This is a genomic window from Xanthomonas sp. SHU 308, from assembly GCF_000364645.1.
In the GTDB taxonomy this organism is placed as follows: domain Bacteria; phylum Pseudomonadota; class Gammaproteobacteria; order Xanthomonadales; family Xanthomonadaceae; genus Xanthomonas_A; species Xanthomonas_A sontii.
Map to the genome: position 1 here is coordinate 1 of NZ_AQOK01000267.1, position 3667 is coordinate 3667.

Below are 3667 nucleotides of genomic sequence, written 5' to 3' on the forward strand. Positions count from 1 at the left end.
GCTTCCTGGCCACGCTCGGCCACGAGGTGCGCACGCCGATGACCGGGGTGCTGGGCATGAGCGAACTGCTGCTGGCCACGCCGCTGGACACCAGGCAGCGCCGCTACACCGAATCGATCCGCGACGCGGGCTCGCACCTGCTGCGCCTGGTCAACGATGCGCTGGACCTGGCGCGGATCGAGGCCGGGCGCCTGGAACTGGAACAGCAGCCGTTCGACCTGGGCCGGCTGATCGCCGAACTGGAGGCGATGATGGGGCCGATGGCGCGCAGCCGCGGGCTGGTCTTCGCCCTGGACAACGCCATGCCGCCGCAGGTCACCGCGCGCGGCGACGCCACGCGGGTGCGGCAGATCCTGCTGAACCTGCTCAACAACGCCATCAAGTTCACCGAGCACGGCAGCGTGCAGTTGCGGGTGGCGCCGCTACAGCCGCAGCAGGGCGTGCGCTTCGAGGTCGCCGACACCGGGCCGGGCATCAACGCCGAACAGCAGGCGCGATTGTTCCAGCGCTTCGAGCAGGCCGACGGGCCGCGTACCGCCGCACGCTACGGCGGCAGCGGCCTGGGCCTGGCGATCAGCCAGGAACTGGCGATGGCGATGGGCGGGCGCATCCAGGTCGAGAGCCGGCTGGGGCACGGCGCGCGTTTCCGCGTGGGCCTGCCGCTGCGCTGGCGTCCGGCGCAGGAACCGGCGGCGGTCCCGGTGCCGGCACCGCGCGCGCGCACCGCGCTGCGTATCCTGCTGGTCGAGGACGAACCGACCGTGGCCCAGGTGATGGTCGAACTGCTGCGCGGCCGCGGCCATCAGGTGACCTGGGCCGCGCACGGCCTGGAGGCGCTGACCGAAGCCAGCCAGGGCAGCTTCGACATCGGCCTGCTCGACCTGGACCTGCCGGCGCTCGACGGCCTGGCGCTGGCGCGGCAGTTGCGTGCGCTGGGCCATGGCTTCCCGCTGCTGGCGGTGACCGCGCGCTCCGACGGCGAGGCCGAGGCCGCCGCACGCGCCGCCGGATTCGCCGGGTTCGTGCGCAAGCCGGTCACCGGGCAGATGCTGGAAGGGGCCATCGACGCGGTGCTGGACGGGGCGCCGCCGCCGCTCTGAGTCGATGCGGGACGCGGTTGCCAGCGCCGGCGCTTATCGCCGACGATGGCGTCGGTGGCGCGGGACGGATGCCCGTCGGGGAGACAGAGGCGATGCGGTCGAGACGGATCTTGGGATGGCTGCTGCTGGCGTGGTCCGCGGTCGCCGGCGCGGCAGTGCCGCCGACGCCGCAGCCGCGCCAACTGACCGTGGCCGACGGCTTGCCGTCCAACAGCATCAATGGCTTCGCCGAGGACAAGCTCGGCTACCTGTGGCTGGCCAGCAGCGATGGCCTGGCGCGCTTCGACGGACGCGGCTACCGCATCTGGCGGATCGAGGACGGCCTGCACCACAACAAGATCTGGTCGGTGCACGTCGATGCGCAGAACCGGGTCTGGTTCGGGACCGACGGCGCCGGACTGGGCATGCTCTCGGCCGATCGCCGGCAGTTCCGCTACTACGATCGCAGCACCTATCCGCAGATCGGCTCCACCACCGTGTGGTCCATCGCGTCCACGCCGGACGGCAGCGTCTGGTTCGGGACCTCCGCCGGCGGCCTGCACCAGTTGCAGCCGGACGGCCGCCTGCGCCGCTTCATGCCGATCCCCGGCGACGCACGCAGCCTGCCTTCGGCCAGCGTCACCCATCTGGCGACCACGCCGGACGGCACCCTGTGGGTGGGCACACGCGGCGGCCTGGCGCGCTGGACCGGCCACGATTTCCAGCGCGTCGCCGCCGACGCGCTGCCGCGACCTGAAGTGCAGGGGCTGACGCCCGAGCGCGACGATACGCTGTGGGTTTCCACCCTGGGCGGGGTGCGCCTGCTGCGCGCCGACGCCAGCGTGGTGGAGCCGTACTGGCGCAACATGCCCGGCGACAGCGTGCTGGGCATGCTGGTCCACGACCGCCACGGCACGCGCTGGTTCGACACCATGGACGGGCTGGGCCGCGAGAGCGAGTCCGGCGTGATCCGCAACGTGCCGCTGTACAGCAACTCCGCGCACGGACTGGTCAAGCCGAACTGGTCGCTGGCCTTCGAGGATCGCGAGGGCGGCCTGTGGTTCGCCAGCGGCAATGCCGGGCTGTGGCATCTGCCGGCCAACTGGCAGCAGTTCTCGGTGCTGTCCTATCGGGTGGACGACCCGGAGTCGATGGGCAACCCCTACGTGCTGGCCACCGCCGCTTCCCGCGACGGCGGCGTGTGGCTGGCCGGCACGCGTGGCGTGCTGGACAAGCTCGATCCGGCCACCGGCGCCGTGCATCGGCACATGCGCGCGATGTTCGGTCTGGACTGGGCGCGGGCGATCGCCGAAGACCCGCAGGGCCGGCTGTGGGCGGCGGCCGCGGGGGCGGTGCTGCGCTACGACCCGGCCAGCGGCGAGGTCCGGCGCTGGGGCAAGGACGCCGGGGCCGATGCGCCGATGATGGACCAGGTGGATCGGATCGTCTTCAGCAGCGACCGTCACGTCTGGATCTTCAGCGACATCACCGGCGTGCAGGTGCGCGACCTCGATGGCCACGTGCTGCGCACCATGGCGCCGGGAAGCGCCGGCCTGCCTGCGGATCTGACCGTGCAGGAGGCCAGCCTCGGGCCGCAGGGCCAGCCCTGGTTGCTGGGGCAGCACGGCCTGCTCGCCTGGAGTCCGGAGCGCGCGCGGTTCGAAGCGGTGCCCGGTGCACCGCAGCGCCCGCTGAGCGCCCTGGCGATCAGCGACGGCAACGTGGTCTGGCTGGCCAGCGTCGGCTGCCTGGAGCGTTATCTGTGGGACGGCAGCCGGCTGAGCCTGCTCGACCGCATCGATGCCGAACAGGAGTTCCCGGCGCTGGCGCCGAACGGCCTGGTGGTCGATGCCAGCGGCGTGGCCTGGCTGAGCAGCGTGCGCGGGCTGATCCGGGTCGATCCGGCGAGCAAGGCGATCCGCTCCTACGGCGTGCACGATGGCCTGCCCAACCAGGAGTTCCAGATCCGTACCCTGGTGCAGGCGCGCAGCGGGCAGATCCTCGGCGGCACCCCGGACGGCGTGGTGCTGTTCGAGCCGTCGCAGGTGGTGCCGTCGCGGCGGCAGCCGCCGCTGGTGATCGAGCGCATCGGCGTGCGCCGCGGCGAGCGCGGCCTGGACCTGCTGCACGCCGACCGCATCGTGCTGCAGGAAGGCGACCGCGATCTGCACGTGGTCGCGCGCCTGCTGTCGTTCTCCGACACCGACGCCAACACCTACCGCTTCCGCCTCAGCGGCTACGACCCGGATTGGGTCGATGTGGGCGCCAGCGGCGAGCGTCTGTTCTCGCGGCTGCCGTCGGGCCACTACACCCTGGAGATGCAGGCGCGTACCGCCGACAAGGTCTGGTCGAACGTGGTCAGCCTGCACTTCCGCGTGCTGCCGCCGTGGTGGCGCAGCCCCTGGGGCATCGCCGGGCTGGCGGTGCTGGCGGTGCTGGCGCTGTGGTTGCTCGCGTACCTGTACCGGCGGCGGCTGCGCCGGCGCGCCGCCTGGCAACTGGCGGTGCACAAGCAGGAGGTGGCCGAGCAGGCCTCGCTGGCCAAGACCCGCTTCCTGGCCACGCTCGGCCACGAGGTGCGCACGCCG

The 3667-nt window shown here is 72.4% G+C and carries 2 protein-coding genes; both read left to right on the forward strand.

What is annotated here, in order from left to right:
- Window positions 1-1100 (forward strand): ATP-binding protein (locus tag D588_RS0109865; protein WP_017915854.1); only part of this gene is annotated, 1100 nt, incomplete at its 5' end.
- 110 nt (window positions 1101-1210) lie between these two features.
- A partial coding sequence (locus D588_RS24420; protein ID WP_017915855.1) for a two-component regulator propeller domain-containing protein occupies window positions 1211-3667 on the forward strand: 2457 nt, incomplete at its 3' end.